The organism is Leifsonia sp. P73 (assembly GCF_051059105.1).
Lineage (GTDB): Bacteria > Actinomycetota > Actinomycetes > Actinomycetales > Microbacteriaceae > Leifsonia.
The window spans coordinates 3,960,308-3,978,513 of the sequence record NZ_CP194931.1 but is presented as its reverse complement, the minus strand read 5'-3'; the positions used below and the strand labels follow the sequence as shown (position 1 = coordinate 3,978,513).

The 18,206-nt window shown below is 72.0% G+C and carries 16 protein-coding genes and 2 pseudogenes; 4 read left to right on the top strand and 14 right to left on the bottom strand.

Annotated elements, in window-relative coordinates; genetic code table 11:
• Positions 1 to 5: 5 nt before the first annotated feature.
• The 4 genes and pseudogenes from ACQ86L_RS20435 to ACQ86L_RS20420 form a co-directional block, all read right to left on the bottom strand.
• The gene (locus ACQ86L_RS20435; protein WP_434317019.1) at positions 6 to 866 is read right to left on the bottom strand and encodes an aldehyde dehydrogenase family protein; all 861 of its coding nucleotides are present in this window, start codon (positions 864 to 866) and stop codon (positions 6 to 8) included.
• A pseudogene (locus tag ACQ86L_RS20430) lies at positions 863 to 2,394 on the bottom strand (aldehyde dehydrogenase family protein). Before ACQ86L_RS20430 ends, ACQ86L_RS20435 begins: the two are co-directional and overlap by 4 nt.
• A gap of 17 nt (positions 2,395 to 2,411) precedes the next feature.
• Positions 2,412 to 3,451 (bottom strand): annotated as a pseudogene (gene deoC / locus ACQ86L_RS20425) (deoxyribose-phosphate aldolase).
• Positions 3,448 to 4,419, bottom strand: a complete 972-nt coding sequence (locus ACQ86L_RS20420; protein ID WP_434317018.1) for a sugar-binding transcriptional regulator — start codon at positions 4,417 to 4,419, stop codon at positions 3,448 to 3,450. The pseudogene deoC and the gene ACQ86L_RS20420 overlap by 4 nt, the downstream one beginning before the upstream one ends.
• 80 nt (positions 4,420 to 4,499) lie before the next feature.
• Between ACQ86L_RS20420 and ACQ86L_RS20415 the strand changes: the two genes are divergently transcribed.
• Positions 4,500 to 5,459: an ROK family protein gene (locus ACQ86L_RS20415; protein ID WP_434317017.1), complete on the top strand. Its 960-nt coding sequence runs from the start codon at positions 4,500 to 4,502 to the stop codon at positions 5,457 to 5,459.
• Here ACQ86L_RS20415 and ACQ86L_RS20410 read toward each other — a convergent pair.
• From ACQ86L_RS20410 to ACQ86L_RS20390, 5 genes are all read right to left on the bottom strand, one after another.
• Complete coding sequence (locus ACQ86L_RS20410) at positions 5,456 to 6,694, bottom strand: MFS transporter (protein ID WP_434317016.1); 1,239 nt, start codon at positions 6,692 to 6,694, stop codon at positions 5,456 to 5,458. The two genes, ACQ86L_RS20415 and ACQ86L_RS20410, sit on opposite strands and share 4 nt — an antisense overlap.
• Positions 6,691 to 7,632: a bifunctional riboflavin kinase/FAD synthetase gene (locus ACQ86L_RS20405; RefSeq protein WP_434318935.1), complete on the bottom strand. Its 942-nt coding sequence runs from the start codon at positions 7,630 to 7,632 to the stop codon at positions 6,691 to 6,693. The genes ACQ86L_RS20410 and ACQ86L_RS20405 overlap by 4 nt, the downstream gene beginning before the upstream one ends.
• 511 nt (positions 7,633 to 8,143) lie before the next feature.
• Positions 8,144 to 8,512 (bottom strand): hypothetical protein, encoded by a 369-nt coding sequence (locus ACQ86L_RS20400; protein WP_434317015.1) that lies wholly within the window; start codon positions 8,510 to 8,512, stop codon positions 8,144 to 8,146.
• Positions 8,509 to 9,432 (bottom strand): tRNA pseudouridine(55) synthase TruB, encoded by a 924-nt coding sequence (gene truB, locus ACQ86L_RS20395; RefSeq protein WP_434317014.1) that lies wholly within the window; start codon positions 9,430 to 9,432, stop codon positions 8,509 to 8,511. Before truB ends, ACQ86L_RS20400 begins: the two co-directional genes overlap by 4 nt.
• Positions 9,429 to 10,067, bottom strand: a complete 639-nt coding sequence (locus ACQ86L_RS20390; RefSeq protein ID WP_434317013.1) for a TetR/AcrR family transcriptional regulator — start codon at positions 10,065 to 10,067, stop codon at positions 9,429 to 9,431. The genes truB and ACQ86L_RS20390 overlap by 4 nt, the downstream gene beginning before the upstream one ends.
• 72 nt (positions 10,068 to 10,139) lie before the next feature.
• Between ACQ86L_RS20390 and ACQ86L_RS20385 the strand changes: the two genes are divergently transcribed.
• Together ACQ86L_RS20385 and ACQ86L_RS20380 are read left to right on the top strand one after the other, a co-directional pair.
• Positions 10,140 to 11,624, top strand: coding sequence for a DHA2 family efflux MFS transporter permease subunit (locus ACQ86L_RS20385; protein WP_434317012.1), 1,485 nt, complete (start codon positions 10,140 to 10,142; stop codon positions 11,622 to 11,624).
• Between the two features lie 95 nt (positions 11,625 to 11,719).
• A complete protein-coding gene (locus tag ACQ86L_RS20380) occupies positions 11,720 to 12,727 on the top strand; it encodes a ketopantoate reductase family protein (protein WP_434317011.1) in 1,008 nt (335 codons plus the stop codon).
• Here the strand turns inward: ACQ86L_RS20380 and ACQ86L_RS20375 are convergent.
• Positions 12,724 to 13,305: a hypothetical protein gene (locus ACQ86L_RS20375; RefSeq protein WP_434317010.1), complete on the bottom strand. Its 582-nt coding sequence runs from the start codon at positions 13,303 to 13,305 to the stop codon at positions 12,724 to 12,726. The genes ACQ86L_RS20380 and ACQ86L_RS20375 overlap by 4 nt on opposite strands.
• Before the next feature lie 39 nt (positions 13,306 to 13,344).
• Between ACQ86L_RS20375 and ACQ86L_RS20370 the strand changes: the two genes are divergently transcribed.
• The gene (locus tag ACQ86L_RS20370; RefSeq protein WP_434317009.1) at positions 13,345 to 14,229 is read left to right on the top strand and encodes an A/G-specific adenine glycosylase; all 885 of its coding nucleotides are present in this window, start codon (positions 13,345 to 13,347) and stop codon (positions 14,227 to 14,229) included.
• Between the two features lie 13 nt (positions 14,230 to 14,242).
• Here ACQ86L_RS20370 and ACQ86L_RS20365 read toward each other — a convergent pair whose 3' ends face one another.
• The 4 genes from ACQ86L_RS20365 to ACQ86L_RS20350 form a co-directional block, all read right to left on the bottom strand.
• A complete protein-coding gene (locus ACQ86L_RS20365; protein ID WP_434317008.1) occupies positions 14,243 to 14,536 on the bottom strand; it encodes a YciI family protein in 294 nt (97 codons plus the stop codon).
• Positions 14,537 to 14,546: 10 nt separating this feature from the next.
• Positions 14,547 to 14,984, bottom strand: a complete 438-nt coding sequence (rbfA, locus tag ACQ86L_RS20360) for a 30S ribosome-binding factor RbfA (protein ID WP_434317007.1) — start codon at positions 14,982 to 14,984, stop codon at positions 14,547 to 14,549.
• A gap of 74 nt (positions 14,985 to 15,058) precedes the next feature.
• Positions 15,059 to 17,833, bottom strand: coding sequence for a translation initiation factor IF-2 (gene infB, locus ACQ86L_RS20355; protein ID WP_434317006.1), 2,775 nt, complete (start codon positions 17,831 to 17,833; stop codon positions 15,059 to 15,061).
• A 103-nt stretch (positions 17,834 to 17,936) separates the two neighbouring features.
• Entirely contained in the window at positions 17,937 to 18,188 is a 252-nt protein-coding gene (locus ACQ86L_RS20350; RefSeq protein ID WP_434317005.1) for a YlxR family protein, read from the bottom strand.
• Positions 18,189 to 18,206: the final 18 nt, after the last annotated feature.

Here is an 18,206-nt window from a genome sequence, read left to right as displayed (position 1 = left end):
CGACTCTAAAGGAGCGACTTGGTGTGCCAGACCGTCTTGGTCTCGGTGAAGAAGGCGATGCGGTCGAGCGACGGGGCGGCGGCGTCCGGGCCGTTCTCCGGGGCCAGGACGCGCTTCAGCGTGTCCGCCGCGGCGATCTGCAGGTCCACCCACTCCAGCGCTCCGGCGCCGACCAGGTCGAGCGCGTTGACGTCGGCGTGGGAGGCCAGCCAGGGCGCGATCTCCGCAGGCGAGCCGGTGAGGATGTTGACCACGCCGCCCGGCACGTCGCTCGTCGCCAGCACTTCGCTCAGGCTGATCGCCGAGAGCGGGAAGCGCTCCGAGGCGACCACGACGACCGTGTTGCCGGCGACCAGCGCGGGGGCGATGGCGCTGACGAAGCCGAGCAGGCTGGAGTCCTGCGGGGCCACGATCGCGACCACGCCGGTCGGCTCCGGCACCGAGATGTTGAAGTACGGGCCGGCGACCGGGTTGGCGTTGCCCGCCACCTGGGCGAACTTGTCGGCCCAGCCGGCGTACCAGACCCAGCGGTCGATGGCCTCGTCCACCTGCGCGGCGGCGACGGCCGCGGAGACGCCCTCGGCGTTCTGGATCTCGTCCACGAACTGCGCCCGGCGGCCCTCCATCAGCTCGGCGATGCGGTAAAGCACCTGGCCGCGGTTGTACGCGGTCGCGCCGGCCCAGCCGGACAGCGCGCCGCGCGCGGCCACGACGGCGTCGCGGGCGTCCTTGCGGGAGGCCTTGGCGGCGTTCGCGAGGAACCCGCCCTTCGCGGAGACCACCTCGTACGTGCGGCCGGACTCGGAGCGCGGGAACTTCCCGCCGATGTAGAGCTTGTAGGTCTTCGGCACGGCCAGGCGGCTCATTTCGTCGCTCCCTTGCGGGTCGTGGTGCGGGTGGAGGCCCGGGCAGGCCGGGAGGAGGAGGCCGTCACGGCGGGGCGACCGGCGGGAAGCGAGCGCCCGGGCACCAGGTAGGCGCCCAGGCCGTGCCTGCCGCCCTCGCGGCCGTAGCCGGACTCCTTGTAGCCGCCGAACGGGCTGGCCGGGTCGAACCGGTTGAAGGTGTTCGCCCAGATCACGCCCGCGCGGAGCTGGTCGGCGACGGCCAGGATGCGGCTGCCCTTGTCCGTCCAGATGCCTGCGGAGAGGCCGTACGGCGTGTTGTTCGCCTTGGCGATGGCCTCCGCCGGGGTGCGGAACGTCAGCACCGACAGCACCGGCCCGAAGATCTCCTCGCGGGCGATCCGGTGGCTGGTCGACACGTTGTCGAAGATCGTGGGTGCGAACCAGAAGCCGTTCTCCGGGATGGCGCACTCGGCGGTCCAGCGGTCCGCGCCCTCGGCCTCCCCGATGTCGGAGAGCTCGCGGATGCGCTGGAGCTGCTCTGCGCTGTTGATCGCGCCGATGTCGGTGTTCTTGTCGAGCGGGTCGCCGAGGCGGAGCGTGGAGAGCCGGCGCTTCAGGCGGTCCACGACCTCGTCGTGCACGCTCTCCTGCACCAGCAGGCGGCTGCCCGCGCAGCAGACGTGGCCCTGGTTGAAGAAGATGCCGTTGACGATGCCCTCGATGGCCTGGTCGATCGGCGCGTCGTCGAACACGATGTTCGCGGCCTTGCCGCCGAGCTCCAGCGTGAGCTTCTTGTCGGTGCCGGCCACCGAGCGCGCGATCTCGCGGCCGACGGCGGTGGAGCCGGTGAAGGCCACCTTGTTGACGTCCGGGTGCGCGACCAGCTCGCGGCCGGTCTCCCCGCGCCGGTGACGATGTTGACGACGCCGGCCGGGAGGTCGGCCTGCTGCACGATCTCGGCGAACAGCAGCGCGGTCAGCGGGGTGGTCTCCGCGGGTTTGAGGACGACCGTGTTGCCGGCCGCGAGGGCCGGGGCGATCTTCCACGCCAGCATGAGCAGCGGGAAGTTCCACGGGATGACCTGGGCGGCGACGCCGAGGGCGCGTGGCGCGGGGCCGAGGCCGGCGTGCTCCAGCTTGTCTGCCCAGCCGGCGTAGTAGAAGAACCAGGCGGCGACCAGGGGAACGTCGACGTCGCGGCTCTCCTTGATCGGCTTGCCGTTGTCGAGGCTCTCGGCGACGGCGAGCTCGCGGGAGCGCTCCTGGATGAGGCGGGCGATGCGGAACAGGTACTTGCCGCGGTCGCTGCCGCTCATCCGCGACCAGACCCGGTCGTAGGCGCGGCGGGCGGCGGCGACGGCGCGGTCGACGTCGGCGGAGTCGGCGGTCGCGATGGTCGCGATGCGCTCCTCCGTCGCCGGGGAGATGGTCTGGAACGGCGTGCCGTGCCCGTCGACGAACTCGCCGTCGATGAAGAGCCCGTACTGGTCGCGCAGGTTGAGGATCGCGCGCGACTCGGGGGCCGGGGCGTACTCGAGGAAGCTCATGGTGTTGTCGTCCCGTCTCAGTCGATCGTCACGTAGTCGGCGCCGGAGTAGTGCCCGGTGCTCAGCTTCTGGCGCTGCAGCAGCACGTCGTTGAGGAGGCTGGAGGCGCCGAACCGGAACAGGTGCGGCTGCAGCCAGCGCTCGCCCACGGTCTCCGCGACCGTCACGAGGTACTTGATGGCGTCCTTGGACGAGCGGATGCCGCCCGCCGGCTTCACGCCGATCTCCTCGCCGGTCAGCCGGTGCCAGTCGCGCACGACCTCCAGCATCAGCAGCGTCACCGGGAGGGTCGCGGCGGGCGACACCTTGCCGGTGGAGGTCTTGATGAAGTCCGCGCCCGCGAGGATGCTCAGCCAGGACGCGCGGCGCACGTTGTCGTAGGTGTTCAGCTCGCCGGTCTCCAGGATGACCTTGAGGTGGGCGTAGCTGCCGTCGTCGCGGCGGCAGGCCTCCTTGACGGCCACGATCTCGTCGAACACGAGGCCGTAGCGGCCGGAGAGGAAGGCGCCGCGGTCGATGACCATGTCGATCTCGTCCGCGCCGGCCGCGACCGCGTCGGCGGTGTCGGCCAGCTTCACGGGCAGGGAGGCCCGGCCGCTCGGGAAGGCGGTGGCGACGGCCGCGACGTTGATGCCGCCGTGCTGCCCGGTCTCGCGGGCGACGCGGCCGGCGTGGGAGGCGCCCAGCGCCTCCACCGCGTACGGGACCATGTCGCCGTACACGCACACCGCGGCGGGCCGGGGGCGGTCAGGTCGCTCGGGTCGGGCGTGAGGGCCTTGGCGACGAGCGAACGCACCTTGCCGGGCGTGTCCGCGCCCTCCAGCGTCGTCAGGTCGATCAGCTCGATGATCTTGTCGAGCGCCCAGGCCTTGCTGGTGGTCTTGATGGAGCGGGTGCCGAGACCGGCCGCGCGCTGCTCCAGGCCGACGGCGTCCACGCCGGGGATGCCGCCGAGGTAGCGCCGGAGCGAGCCCTCGGTGAGGTCGCCGCCCAGCACCTCGACGGCGCGGGCCGCCGGCGCGAGCGTGCGCACGGGCGGTGTCGTTTCGATGGTCATGACGTCTGCTTTCTCGTGTTCGGCACACGGCCGAGGAGGTCGTTGGCGGTCGACTCGTCGGTGATCAGGGTGGTGCACAGCCCGCTGGCGACGACCGCGTGCGCGATGCCGTGCTTGGCCTCCCCCGCGATGACGGCGATCGAGGTGCCCGCGTTGCGGAGCTCGTCCAGGCTGAGGCCGAGGGTGCGGCCGTCGAGCTCGGGATCGGCGACCTGGCCCTCCTCGTTGATGAAGCGGCCGACGACGTCGCCCACGGCGCCCTTGGCGGCCAGCGCGAGCACATCCTCGGCGGAGAGGTAGCCGGAGTCGACGTGGACCGAGCTGGTGTCGACCACACCGGCGCTGAACAGGTACGCGTTCGCGCTGCGGGCGAGCTCCAGCACGGACTGCACGGACCGGTCGGCCTCGATCGCGCGGCGGGTGGCCGCGTGCTCGAAGATCGCCGGGCTCGGCAGCAGCGTCGCCGTGCCCTGGGCCTTGCGGGCCATCACGACGGCGGTGTCGGCGGCGGCCGTGGCCTGCCGGGTGCTCGACACGCTGCCGTTGATCTGGACGGGGTTCACACCGACCGCCCAGCCCGGGCGCAGCCGCGCGGCGACAGCGTGCAGGGTGCGGCCCCAGCTCACCCCGAGGGTGCGCGGGACCGGGCGCAGGGTCGTGAGGTAGTCGGCCGCGGCCTGTGCGACGCGGGCCTGGGAGTCGGAGTCGGACTCCGCTGCAGGGACGACGACCGCGTCCTCCAGCCCGTAGAAGCCGCACAGCTCGCGCTCCAGCGAGAACTTCCGTGCACTCGGGTGGACGATCTCGATGCGCACGAAGCCGTGCTCGCGCGCCGCCACCAGGAGCCGGCCGACCTTCCAGCGGGAGACGTTGAGGGCGACGCCGATCTCGTCCTGGGTCTTCCCGGCTTCGTAGTACAGCTCTGCGGCTTTGACGGCGAGGATCTCGTCGGTATCGTTCAGGGCCACCCGTCCAGCATAGGTCGGTGTGCAACGGTTGCGCGTTCTCCGCTCAAATGAGCAGGCCCGGTTTCGTTTATCGTTGGGTCGTGTCTGCCACTCCCCTCGCACTCGCCGTCGACTTCGGCGGAACCAAGGTCGAAGCCGCCCTCGTGGACGCGGACGGCGTCCTCCTCCCCGGCTCCCGCCACCGCCTCCCGACCGGCCGCACGGCGACGATCGGCGACCTGGAGGCCTCGGTCGGCGGTGTCGTGCGCGACACGCTGGCCGCGCTCCCGGACGGCGCGACGGTCGTCGGCGTCGGCATCGGCTGCGCCGGCCCGATCGACCGCAGGCGCGGCCTCGTCTCGCCCCTGAACGTGCCGGACTGGCGCGACTACCCGCTCCGCGACTTCATCGGGTCCGTGGCTGCCTCCGCCGGGCTCGCCGTGCCGGTGACGCTGGAGATGGACGGCGTCGCGATCACGATGGCCGAGCACTGGGTGGGCGCGGCGCAGGGCGTCGACAACGTGATGGGGATGGTCATCTCGACCGGGATCGGCGGCGGCCTCATCGTCGACGGCCGGGTCATCACCGGCCCGACCGGCAACGCCGGGCACATCGGGCACGTGGAGGTGGGCGACACCAGGGGCGAGGACACCTTCGGAGCGCCGTACGCGCTGGAGGCCATCGCCTCCGGCCCGCACACCGTCGCCTGGGCGCGCCGCCAGGGCTTCACCGGTGAGACGGGCGAGGAGCTGGCCGCAGCGTACGCCGCGGGCGACGAGGTCGCCGTCGCCGCGATCACCCGCACCGGCCGCGCCGTCGGCCACGCGATCGCCTCCGCGACGGCGCTGCTCGACCTGGAGCTGGTCGCGATCGGCGGCGGCTTCTCGCACTCCACCCCCGACCTGTTCACGCACATGCGCGAGGTGATCGAGGCGCACTACTTCCCGTTCGTGCGCAAGGTCCGCATCGTCCCGAGCGCGCTCTCCTCCGAGGGGCCGCTGATCGGGGCGGCCGCGCTCATCCACCGCAGCGCGATGCTGCCGGGCAACCCCCGCGACTAGCGGTCTTCGAGCGGCACCGGGCGCGCGACGACGGCGCCGGCCGCGGCGGCAGCCAGCGCGGTCGCGGTCAGCACGATGAGCGGCACGGTCCAGCCGCCGGTGACCTGGTGGAGGATGCCGACCATCAGCGGGCCGAGCGCGCCGAGGGTGTAGCCGAGGCCCTGCGTGAACCCGCTCAGCGCGACCGAGCCGGCGTGCGTGCGCGTGCGCACGTTGATCAGCACCAGGCTCAGCGGGAACAGCAGCGGGCCGAGGCCGGCGAACGCCACCCACAGCCAGGTCGCCGTCGCCGGGGCGAACACCAGCCCGGCGTAGCCCGCGACGAAGAACGCGACGCCGGCATAGATCAGCAGCGAGACGTTCCGCATCCGGGCGGCGAGCAGCGGGACCAGCAGCCCCGCCGGGATGCCCATCCCGGCGTAGATCGACAGCAGCGCGCCCGCCTCCGCCGGCGGCGTCCCCGCGACATCGTGCACGAGCTGCGGCAGCCACGCGAACATCGCGTACGCGTTGAGGCTCGACACCGCGAACACCACCGCCATCGCCCAGGCCAGTCCTGAGCGCCAGATCCGGCGGACCATCGAATGGTCGGCCCCCTCGACCTCCACGTCGTGCGCGGGGTGCGCCGGCCGGTGGGTGATCAGGATGCGCAGCCACGGCACGATCGCCAGCACGCTGACCAGCGCCCACATCCCGACCGACACGTGCCAGCCGGCGGCGTCCGCCACCGGCACGGCCACCAGCGGCGGCAGCAGGGTGCTGACCGACATCACCGTCGCGTAGAGCGCCGTCACCAGGCCGATCCGGTCGGAGAAGTAGCGCTTCACCAACGGCGGCAGCAGCACGTTGCCGACGCCCATCCCGGCGAAGGTGACCGCCGACCCGACCGCGAGCATGACGAACGACCCGGCCGTCGCGCGCAGGAGGTGCCCCGCCAGCATCACACCGAGCGCGATCAGCAGCACCGCCTCCAGCGACACCCGCCGGGTGAACGTCGGCGCGAGGAGCCCGAACAGCGCGAAGAAGACCGGCGGCAGCATCCCGAGCAGCCCGACCCCGACGCTCGACACCGGGAACTCGACCCGGATCTCCGCGAAGATGGGCGACAGCGCAGCGACTGCGGTGCGCAGGTTCGCCGCGACCAGCAGGATGCCGAGCAACGCGACCGTCCGGCCCTGCCAGAGCGGGCGCGCCGCCGCGGCCGGCGAGGCGGTTTCGGGAGCGGCCTCGCTCACGCGCGCTCGGCCGTCAGAATGCGGCGCGCCTGCTCCACGTCGGCGGCGATCTGCGCGATCAGCGGCTCGATCCCGGCGTACGCGACCATGCCGCGGATGCGCTCGGAGAACGCCACGTCGACCGTGTGGCCGTAGAGGTCGAGCTCGCGGTCGAGCACGTAGGCCTCCACCTGCTTCTGCGGCACGCCCTCGAAGGTCGGGTTGTTGCCGACCGAGATGGCGGCGGGATAGCGGGTGCCGTCGTCGGTCAGCCAGCCCGCGTAGACGCCGTCCGCCGGGATGAGACCCTCCGACTCCGGCGACAGGTTCGCGGTCGGGAAGCCGAGCTCCCGTCCGCGCGCGGCGCCGTGCACGACGATCCCGCGCACGGTCGGCACAGTGCCGAGCAGCTCGGCGGCGTGACCGACGTCGCCTGCGGCCAGCAGCTCCCGGATCCAGGTGGAGGACACCCGGCGGCCGTGCTCGGGCCGCACGTCGTCGATCAGCTCGACCGTGAAGCCGTAGCGCTCCCCCAGCTCGCGCAGCATCGTCACGTCGCCGGCCCCGCGCGCCCCGAAGCGGAAGTCGCTGCCGACCAGCACCGCTGCGGCGTGCAGCCGGTCGACGAGGATGTGGCGGACGAACTCCTCTGGAGGCAGGTCCGCGAGCGCGCGGTCGAACGCGACCATGAGCGTCGCGTCGATCCCGGTCTCGGCCAGCAGCTCCAGCTTCTGTCGGTTGCTGACCAGCGAAGCCGGGCACTTCTCCGGCGCGAGCACCTCCAGCGGGTTGCGGTCGAACGTGATGACCGCGGCGGTCAGCCCGCGCTCGGCGGCGACCGCGCGCAGCCGCTCGATGACCGCGCGGTGGCCGGTGTGCACCCCGTCGAACTTGCCGATCGTCACCGCGCTCGGCCCGAAGCCGTCCGGGATCTCCGCGACGGAGCCGAACACCCTCACGAACGCGCTCCGTCCCGCGGCTTGTAGCTTCGACAGGTAGAGCAGGCCGAGGATCGGCAGGGCCAGCGGGATGAACAGGTACCCCATGCCGTACACGGACCACACGGTCGCGTCCCGCCCGAACGGGTCGATGTCGTGGAGGCCGAGCGTCGCCGGCGCGAACAGGCTGAGCGTCCCGATCACGAGCACGCCCACCAGCTCGAAGGTGATCGTGATCCACGCCACCCGGTACCAGACCCGTCCCGGCGCGACGAGCGCGATGGTCGCGACGATGTAGACGGCGGCCGACAGCGCGGAGAGCGTGAACGCGACCGGCGCCTCGTGGAACCGGTCGATGATCTGGAAGACGCTGCGGCCGGTCGCGGCCAGCGCCAGCACGCCGTAGACGAACACGAGGACGCGGCCGACGCCGGTGATGCGGCGCTTCGGCGACTCGTCACCGCTCTGCTCACGGGCGGACATGGTGTGGTGGGACATCGCTAACGATTCTATTCGCGCGCGCGGAAGCCGCTTACGCTCCCTGCACGAACCAGATCTGCCCCATCCGGTACACCATCACCGCGATGGCGAGGCAGACGCCGCCCAGGATGACAGTGCTCCAGCGGTTGCGCTCGATCAGCGCCCAGAACCCGCCGGCGAGCGGCAGCAGCAGCGCCGAGATGAGGTAGATGTAGAACTCGGCGAGGCTGCCGGTGGGCGGGTTGCCGACCAGCGGGGCGACGATCGCCATCACGAGCTGCACGATCAGCAGCAGCTCGACCAGCGCGACGGCGCCCATCGTGAGGTCGCCCGGCACACGGCCGGCGAACCCGAGCACCAAGCAGAGCACGCCGGCGATCACGGCGACGCCGACCTGCAGCGCCACGAACCATTCGATCATGCGGAGGCGATCTCGTCCGTCGGGAAGTTCACGAGGGTCCTGGCTTCCTTTCCGCGGAACTCGATGAGCCCCACGAGGTGGCCGCCGGGGGCGATGGCCGCGACGGGTCCGCCTCCCGGTCCCTCCCGATCGGCGATGTGGATGCGCCGGCCGTGCGTCAGGTCGATCGCCTGCTGCTCGGTCAGCTCGAGCGTCTCGAAGAGCTCCGAGGCGGCTCGCGCGGCGGGGATGAGGGCCGCCGCGGGATCGAGCGTATCGAGTTCGCCGGCCTCCCGCACGTCGAACGGGCCGACCCGCGTGCGGCGCAGCGCGGTGAGGTGGCCGCCGACGCCGAGGCCCGCGCCGAGGTCGCGGGCGAGCGACCGGATGTAGGTGCCGGAGGAGCACACCACGCGCACGTCGAGCTCGATCGCGACCGGCGCCGCGGGATCGGGCAGCCGCCGGGCCGCCAGCAGCTGGAACTCCGCGATGGTCACCGCACGCGGCTGGAGGACGACCTCCTCGCCCGCCCGCACCCGCGCGTAGGCGCGCTTGCCGTCCACCTTGATCGCGCTCACCGAGCTCGGGACCTGCTCGATCTCGCCGGTGAGCGCCAGGATGCCGCGGGCGATCGCGTCGTCCGAGACTGCGGCGACGTCCGCCGGCTCGGCCTCCGTGACCACGTCGCCCTCCGCGTCGTCGGTCGTCGTGGTCGCGCCGAGCCGGATGGTCGCCAGGTACTCCTTGTCGGCGCCGACGATGTAGGTCAGCAGCCGCGTGGAGGAGTTGAGGCCGAGGATGAGCAGCCCCGTCGCCATCGGGTCGAGCGTGCCCGCGTGGCCCACCTTGCGGGTGCCGGCCAGCCTCCGCACGCGCGCGACGACGTCGTGGCTCGTCCAGCCTCCCGGCTTGTCGACCAGGACCAGACCGCTGCCGGTCATGCGCTCTCGCCGGCGACGTCGAGGACCAGCTGCAGCTTGGTGCGGAAGGTGGACTCGATGATCTCGGTGGCGCAGACGTCCTTGCCGTACTCGGCGGGCAGCTTGAGCCCGAGCAGCGTGTTCAGCAGCATGCCCTCCGCGAGGAACGTGCGCGCCTCGTCCGGGGAGAAGCCGACCTCGTCCCGGATCAGCTTGTAGATGGCGAGGAAGCCCTCGCGGGCGCGCGCGCCGACGACAGCGTCGTTGCCCATCCCGAACGCCTGCATGAGCGAGAGCAGGATGCCGCGGTCCTCGATCAGGTTCACGTACGCCAGCCCGAGGCGGCGGCCGATCTCGTGGTGCTCGCCGCCCGCGCCGTCCTCCCCCACGGGCGAGCCGTCCGCCCGCCACTCGTCGATCGTGGACTGGAAGCTCGCCATCAGCTTGTCGAGGGCGCGCTGCAGAACCTCCACGAAGAGGTTCTCCTTGCTGCCGAACATCCGGACGACGTAGGGCTGGCTGATCCCGGCCGCCTTGGCGATCTGGTCCGTGGTCGCGCCGAAGTAGCCGCGCTCCCCGAACACGAGGCTCGCCGCGCCGAGGATCTGCTCGCGCCGCTCGGCCGAGGGGATCCGTTCACTGATCGCCGAAGTCATGCTTGACAGGTTATCAGTCGATTACTAAAGTGCGTTGTAATCATTCGATTACTAACAATCCAGGAAGCGACCATGACCTCATCCCGTCCCGGCGCAGCCCGCCGGATCCCCGTCTGGCTGGCGATCGTCGCGGCCTCCCTGCCGATGTTCATGGCGACCCTCGACAACCTGGTCGTCACCAGCGCCCTCCCGGTCATCGCCCGCGACCTCAGCGCCTCCATCGAGCAGCTGCAGTGGGTGGTCAACGCCTACACGCTCAGCTTCGCGACGCTCATGCTGATGGCCGTCGGGATGGGCGACCGGCTCGGCCGCCGCTCCGTTTTCCTCGGCGGCATCGTGGTCTTCACCCTCGCCAGCGCGGCCAGCGCGCTCGCGACCGAGCCGTGGATGCTGATCGCCGCGCGTGCCGTGCAGGGCGCGGGCGCCGCCGCGCTGCTGCCGCTCTCGCTCACCCTGCTCGCCGGCAGCGTCAGCCAGAAGCTGCGCCCGGCCGCCATCGGCATCTGGGGAGGCATCTCCGGCCTCGGCGTGGCCCTCGGCCCGCTCATCGGCGGCGCGGTCGTGCAGGGCTGGAACTGGCAGGCCATCTTCTGGCTGAACGTGCCGCTCGGCATCATCGCCGTCCCGCTCGTGCTCCTCGCCCTCCCGAACAGCTTCGGTGACCGGGTGCGCGCGGACATCGTCGGCCTGCTGCTCGCCGCGCCCGGCGTGCTCGGGCTCGTCTACGGCATCGTCCGCGGGAACGACGCGGGCTGGGACAGCGCGGAGGTGCTGTTCTCGCTCATCGCCGGCGGCGCGCTGCTGATCGCGTTCGTGTTCTGGGAGTCGCGCACTGCCGCTCCCCTGTTGCCGCTGCGGCTGTTCCGCGACCGCAGCTTCACCGTCGCGAACCTCGTCGGCGTGACCTTCAGCTTCGGGATCTTCGGGGCGATCTTCATCCTCATCCAGTTCCTCCAGGTCGTGCAGGGTCACACCCCGCTGGAGGCCGGCGTGATGACCATGCCGTGGACGCTGGCACCGATGGTCGTCGCGCCGCTCACCGGGCTGGTCTCCGGCCGCACCGGCACGCGCCTCCCGATCGTCGTCGGGCTGGTGTTCCTCGCCGGGGCGATGGCCTGGATCGCCGGGACGCTGTCGGCCAGCCTGCCGTACTCGCAGATGTGGCCGCCGTTCCTGCTGGCCGGCGTCGGCATGGGCCTGGTGTTCGCGCCGAGCTCCACCGCGGTGCTGGCGAACATGCGCCCGGCCGACCACGCGAAGGCCTCCGGCGCCAACTCGACGCTGCGGGAGATCGGCGTCGCGCTCGGCGTCGCGGTGCTGACCGCGGTGTTCACCGGAGCGGGCGGGACCCTCACCCCGACCGGCTACGTGAGCGCGGCCATCCCGGCCGTCTGGGTCGGCGCCGGAGCACTGGCGCTGGCCGCGGTCATCTCGCTCGCGCTGCCCAGCCGGCGTCGCGCCGCGGAGCTGGCGGCCGCACACGCCGCCGACACGGCCGACGAGACCGCCCTCCCCGCCGACGCAACCCCCGAACCCACCCCCGTCCTCGCCGACTGACGAACTAGCTGACAGGACATGCCGTCTCGCGCGAGGCCGAGGCGGCGTGTCCTGTCAGTTCGTTCGGGATCGACGCGCGGCCTAGGCTGGAGGGCGTGCGTATCGGCGTGATCGGAGCAGGGGCCATCGGCGGCACGATCGCGGCGCTGCTCGATCGCGTCGGTCATCTCGTGGAGGTCACCGCCCGCGGCGAGCAGCTCGCCGCCATCCGCGCGAACGGCCTCCGGCTCGACGGCGGCTGGGGCGCCCACACCGCGCGGGTCGCCGCCGCCGAACGGCTCCAGACCCGTCCCGAGCTGGTGTTCGTCTGCACCAAGGCGCAGGACGCCGAGGCCGCCATCCGCGACAACGCCGCCCTCCTCGACGGCATCACGGTCGTAGTGGTCCAGAACGGCCTCGCCGGCCTGCGCGTCGCGACCGAGCTGCTCCCCGGCTCCGACTGCGTCGGCGCGCTCGCCCTCTACGCCGCCAGCTACCTCTCCCCCGGCCGCGTCACCGTCACCACGACCGCGAACACCTACCTCGGCGCGGGCGAGGGCGAGCCCCCGGAGAGCGCGGTGGAGGCCGCCCGCATCCTCGACGCCGCCATGCCCAGCTTCGCGGTCGAGAACTTCACCGGCTGCCAGTGGACCAAGCTCATGGTCAACCAGGTCAACGCCATGCCCGCCATCACCGGCCTCAGCGCCCAGGAGACCCTCGGCAGCCGCGAGCTGCGCCCGATCATCACCGCGAGCCTCCAGGAGGCCGTCCGCGTCGGTATCGCGCGCGGCGTGCGCTTCGGCAGCATCCAGGGCCTGGACGACCGGATCCTGCGCTTCGTCGCGTCGTCCCCGCGCTGGCTGGCGCAGGTCGTCCCGCTACTGATGCGACGCAGGATGGGGGCGACGCCCAACCCCGGCTCGACGCTGCAGAGCATCCGGCGCGGCCAGCTCAGCGAGATCGACTACCTGAACGGCGCGGTCGTCGCCGAGGCGCGCGCGTGCGGGCAGGAGGCGCCGGTCAACGCGGCGCTGACCGGCCTGGTGCACGAGGTGGAGGCCACGAAGGCGTTCATCGCGCCCGCCGACGTCGCGCGCCGGCTCGCCCCGCTGCTGGGCCGCTAGGCCCGGGGGACGCGCACCGGCGCCTGCGGGTCCGAGTCGTCCACCAGGAAGGTCGCGAAGTCGCCCGGCCGCGCATCCTCCTCGTACACGGCCCGCTGCGGCGTGTTCACCAGCAGGACCGACGCGTTCCACTCCCGGCGCAGCTCCGGCCTCAGCAGGAACTCGCCGTCGATCACCAGCACGGCGTCCGGCCCTGCCGTCTCCCACCGGGCGACGACCGGCGCGTCCCGCACCTCGTCGAACGCCCGCGTCTGGAACCCGGTGCTGCCCGCCATCCGGAACGGGTCGAGCAGCACCCGCTGCAGCGTCGAGTAGTCGAACGCGTCGCGGTAGAAGCGCTCGGGCGTCTCCGGTCCGAACAGCGTGCGCTCGGCGCGTGACCGGTGGAAGTCGCCGACCGACGCCCGGTGCGTGTCGACGCCGGACTCCCGGAACACCACGGCGAGATCGTCGGCGAAGCCCGAGGTGCCACCGCCGCCATCCACGGCGACCACCACCCGGCCGCCCGGCGTGAGCGCGCGCACCTCCGCCACGATCTCGCGGAGGAGGAGGACCCGCGGCGTCGGAGGCAGCATCATGGGACGAGCATAAGCCGCAGCACCGGGTAGCCTCGATACATGCCAGACGCGGACAGACCCGACGCGTTCGCGACGGCGGTGGTGGACTGGTACCACGCCAACCGCCGCGACCTCCCCTGGCGCCGCGACGGCTTCACAGCGTGGGGCACTCTGGTCAGCGAGTTCATGCTCCAGCAGACCCCGGTGGCGCGCGTGGTCCCGCGTCTGGAGGAGTGGCTGACCCGCTGGCCGACGCCCGCCGATCTGGCCGCCGTCCAGCCCGGGGAGGCCGTGCGCGCCTGGCAGTCGCTCGGCTATCCGCGCCGCGCGCTCTGGCTGCACGCCGCGGCCGTCGCGATCACCGAGCGCCACGGCGGCGTCGTTCCGGACGACGTGGAGGCGTTGCTCGCGCTCCCGGGGATCGGGGACTACACCGCGCGCGCCGTCGCGGTGTTCGCGTACGGTGCGCACCATCCCGTCGTCGACACCAACGTGCGTCGCGTCATCGCGCGCGCCGTCGACGGCCAGGGCGAGCCCGCCCCGCCGAGCGCCCGGCGCGACCTCGCGGCCATGACCGCGCTCCTGCCCGACGACCGCCCCGCGGCCGCCGCCTTCAACGCCGGGATGATGGAGCTCGGCGCGATCGTGTGCGTCGCCCGCTCGCCGCGCTGCGAGGCCTGCCCCCTGGCTGCGACCTGCGCGTGGCGCGCCGCGGGCTACCCCGCGTACGCAGGCCCGCGCAAGACGGTGCAGAAGAAGTACGAGGGCAGCGACCGGCAGGTGCGCGGCCGCCTCCTCGCCGAGCTGCGCGGCTCGCACATCCCGGTCACCGCCGCCGAGCTGGAGGACGTCTGGCCCGACGCCGAGCAGCGCGACCGCGCCCTCCGTGGGCTGGTCGCCGACGGTCTCGCGGTCGCGGAGGGCGACGGCTACACGCTGCCCTGAGCTCGCGAACGGCTCAGGACTCCGCGAACACCGCCGGGTTCCAGTCCAGGATCCGGGACCGGTACACCAGCCCCTCGGTGAAGAACGGATCGCCGTCGCGGAACCGCTCCGCGGCCTCCCGCGACCGGAAGATCGCCATCGACCCCTGCGTGCCGGGGTCGCCGAAGGTGCCGATCATCAGCACGTCCCCGGTCTCCGCGGCGAACGCGTCCAGGTAGGCCTTGTGGCGCGGGTAGGCCTCCACGACGCGCTGGAACCGCTCCGGGGTGGTGTCGGGGTCTGGGTCGTAGAACGAGACGGCGTACATGGCGGCGAGCCTAGTCCTCCTCCTCGTCCTCGCGCGGCTTCACGTACGGGTCCTCCTCGCCGGCGTAGCTGGCGCCGGCGGCGAGCCCCGCCACCTGGGTGTCGTGGTCGTGGGCCTGGCGCAGCAGGTCCTCGATGTGCGCGGCGTTCTCCGGGATGGCGTCGAGCTGGAACGCCAGCGTCGGCGTCAGCCGTGCCGTGATGTTCTTGCCCACCTCGCTGCGGAGCATGCCGGTCGCCGCCTGCAGGGCTGCAGCGGTGTCCGCGCGCTCCTGGTCGGTGCCGTACACCGTGTAGAACACGGTGGCGTGCTGGAGGTCGCCCGTCACCTGCACGTCGGTGATCGTCACGAAGCCGAGCCGCGGGTCGCGCAGGCCGCGATCCAGCCGCTTGGCGATGATGACCTGGATTCTGTCCGCGAGCTTCCGCGCGCGTGCCGGGTCGGCCATGGGGTCCTCCTAGGGATGTTCTGAGCGGAAGCCGAAGGCCCGGCGGTCTCCCGCCGGGCCTCACAGGCTACCGATTAAGCGCGGGGCTTCTCCCGCATCTCGGTGGTCTCGATCTCGTCGCCGATCTGGATGTCGTTGTACTTGCCGAGACCGATACCGGCCTCGAAGTCCGTACGGACCTCCGTGACGTCGTCCTTGAACCGGCGCAGCGACTCGATGGCGAGGTTGTCCCCCACCACGACGCCGTCGCGGATGACGCGCGCCTTGGCGTTGCGCGTGATCGTTCCGGACCGGACGATGACACCGGCGATGTTGCCGAACTTGGAGGAGCGGAACACCTCGCGGATCTCGGCCACACCCGACTGGACCTCTTCGAACTCGGGCTTGAGCATGCCCTTGAGCGAGTTCTCGATGTCCTCGATGGCGTTGTAGATGACCGAGTAGAAGCGGACGTCCACACCCTCGCGGGCCGCACGCTCGCGCGCCTTCACGTCCGGGCGGACGTTGAAGCCGATCACGATCGCGTTGTCGATGGTCGCCAGGTCGATGTCCGACTCGGTGATGGCGCCGACGCCGCGGTGCAGGATGCGCAAGGACACCGAGTCGTCGACCTCGATCTTCATGAGCGACTCCTCCAGCGCCTCCACGGCACCGGACACGTCGCCCTTGATGATGAGGTTGAGCGCCTCGACCTTGCCCTCTTCCAGAGCACGGGTGAAGTCCTCGAGCGAGATGCGCTTGCGGGCCTTCGCCAGCTGCGCGTTGCGCTCGGCGGCCTCGCGCTTCTCGGCGATCTGCCGGGCGGTGCGGTCCTCCTCGGTGACGATGAAGGTGTCACCGGCGCGCGGGACGCTGGAGAGACCCTGCACCTGGACCGGGCGGGAGGGCGCAGCCTCGAAGACGGCGTCGCCGTTCTCGTCGGCCATCGCACGCACGCGGCCGTAGGCCGTGCCCGCGACGATCGCGTCGCCGACGCGCAGCGTTCCGGACTGGATGAGCACGGTCGCCACAGCGCCGCGGCCCTTGTCGAGCTTCGCCTCGATCGCGACACCGCGTGCGTCCTTGTTCGGGTTCGCGCGCAGGTCGAGACCTGCGTCGGCGGTCAGCAGGACCGCGTCGAGCAGAGCGTCGATGCCGATGTTGTTGCGGGCCGACACGTCGACGAACATGACGTCGCCGCCGTACTCCTCGGCGACCAGACCGAACTCGGTGAGCTGCTGGCGCACCTTGGCCGGGTTGGCGTCCGGCTTGTCGATCTTGTTGACCGCGACCACGATCGGCACGTTGGCCGCCTGGGCGTGGTTCAGCGCCTCGATCGTCTGCGGCATGATGCCGTCGTCCGCCGCGACCACGAGGATCGCGATGTCCGTCACCTGCGCACCACGGGCACGCATGGCGGTGAACGCCTCGTGACCCGGGGTGTCGATGAAGGTGATGGCGCGCTCGATGTCGTCGTGCTCGGTCCACACCTGGTAGGCGCCGATGTGCTGGGTGATGCCGCCGGCCTCGCCCGCGACGACGTTCGCGTTGCGGATGGCGTCGAGGAGGCGCGTCTTACCGTGGTCGACGTGACCCATGACCGTGACGACCGGGGGCCGGATCTCGAGGTCCTCGTCGGACTCGCCCTCCAGCTCGGCGTCGAGGTCGATGTCGAAGCCCTCGAGGAGCTCGCGGTCCTCGTCCTCCGGGGAGACGACCTGGATCTTGTAGCCCAGCTCCTCGCCGAGGATCGCGAAGGTCGCCTCGTCGAGCGACTCGGTCGCGGTCGCCATCTCGCCCAGGTGGAAGAGGACGGTGACCAGCGACGCGGGGTTCGCGTCGATCTTGTCGGCGAAGTCCGAGATGGAGGAGCCGCGGCGCAGGCGCACGACCGTGCCGCCGTCGCCGCGGGGAACGCTCACGCCGCCCAGCGACGGAGCTTCCCTCATCTCGAATTCCTGGCGCTTCGCGCGCTTCGACTTGCGGGCCTTGGACTTGCCGCCGCCACGACCGAACGCGCCGGCCGTGCCGCCGCCCGGTCCACGGCCGCGGCCACCGCCGCCGGCCGGACGCGGCGCGCCGAAGCCGCCGCCCGGAGCGCCGCCTGGGCGCTGGAAGCCGCCGCCTGCCGCACCGCCACCGGCGCCGCCCGGGCGCTGCTGGAAGCCGGGACGTCCGCCGCCGCCGCCCTGGCGCTGGCCGGGACGGTTGCCGCCGCCACCCTGGCCGGGCGCGCCGATGCGCGGCGAGCCGGGACGCGGCGGGGCCGGACGGGGGATGTTGCCGGGGCTCGGGCGCGAGCCCATGCCCTGCGAGCTGGAGAACGGGTTGTTCCCCGGCCGCGGGGTGCTGGGCCGCGAGCCCATGCCCTGGCTGGACGAGAACGGGTTGTTGCCGGGGCGGGCGTTGCCCGGGCGCGGGATGCTGCCGGAGCCGGAGCCGGACGCCGTGCCGGGGCGCGGCGAGGCAGGCTTGGCGGCGTCGGTCGTGCTGGACGCGGCGGGAGCGGCCTGAGCGGCCTTCTCGGCGGCGGCCTTCTCCGCAGCGGCCTTCTCGGCAGCCGCCTTCTCGGCGGCGGCCTGACGCTCGGCGACGGACAGCGGAGCCTGCGGCTTGGGGCCGGCGGACTCGCTCGACGCCGGCGGGCGCGGCGCGGCCGGGCGGGGCGCCTCGGCCTTGGGGGCCGACGCCTTGTCGGCGGTGAAGCCTTCAGCCTCCAGGGCGGCACGCAGCTTGCGGGCTACCGGGGGCTCGATGCTGGAGGACGGTCCCTTGACGAACTCGCCCATCTCCTTGAGTTTCGCGAGCGCGACTTTGCTGTCGACGCCGAGCTCGCTCGCGACCTCGTGTACGCGTGGTTTTGCAGCCACAATTCTCCTGTCTGGGGCCCACCCCGGACAGGGCAGGCGTTAGTAGTGGACGGATCTCATTTCGAGCCGCTCATCGGTTGTCACTCATGTGAAGTCAACTTCTTCAGCCTGTTCTAATGAATTGCGACCGGATGGTCGCGGTTTCGAGTGCCCCCTCCACGCGGAGCGCGCGCCCGAAGGCCCGGCGCTTGATCGCGAGTTCGATGCACTCGTCGACCGGATGCAGCCACGCGCCCCGCCCCGGCAGCGTGGCGGACGGATCCACCACCAGGGCCGATTGTTGGGCGACGACCCTCAGAAGCGAGGACCGGGGAGCGCGAGAACGGCATCCGATGCACGTTCTGACGGCTTCCATCCTACTCCTCCCCGCGGT